The sequence below is a fragment of the Psychrobacter sp. I-STPA6b genome (genome assembly GCF_020662265.1).
Classification (GTDB): Bacteria; Pseudomonadota; Gammaproteobacteria; order Pseudomonadales; family Moraxellaceae; genus Psychrobacter.
The window spans coordinates 1-452 of record NZ_VEWM01000016.1 but is presented as its reverse complement, the minus strand read 5'-3'; the positions used below and the strand labels follow the sequence as shown (position 1 = coordinate 452).

General features: G+C 50.7%; 2 protein-coding genes. Both read right to left on the bottom strand.

Annotated elements, in window-relative coordinates:
- Positions 1 to 236: hypothetical protein (locus tag FHK88_RS02450; protein WP_227429209.1), on the bottom strand; the 236-nt coding region annotated here is incomplete at its 3' end.
- Positions 224 to 452 (bottom strand): hypothetical protein (locus FHK88_RS02445; RefSeq protein WP_227429208.1); only part of this gene is annotated, 229 nt, incomplete at its 5' end. The genes FHK88_RS02450 and FHK88_RS02445, both read right to left, overlap by 13 nt.

The window sequence follows — 452 nt, the reverse complement described above, 5'->3', positions numbered from 1 at the left end:
GCGATGGTTTTGGTATCACCGATATAGTTGCCGGACAACGCAAGGCTCAAGCTAGGGCGGGCGTATTTAATACGCCGGGCGATCTCAGCATAAGAGATCTTACGTTTAAGCTTCTCCTCATGGCATGCCTCTATCCAGTTGTCCAAGGTCACCGGATAATGGGTCCAGTGTTTCTGGTTGTCAGAGTTTTGACACTCCACAGTTTCATCAATATTAATAGCCCCTATGACAGCCATAGCAGACCTCCCAACGCCAATAGTGCCATTAAGATGATCAGCGACAGTCCCAGCAGCCGATACAGCTGCTCCACATTGCGTTTGAGCAGAGTGATGTCATTACCAGTCTGCGTCTCAAAGGTAGGTAGGCGCTTGATAGCCGCTTGGCGCTGCGACTCAGCCAGATACTCATCGACACCAGGTGTGCGAGTGGCATCAATCATCGCTTTAATGGGG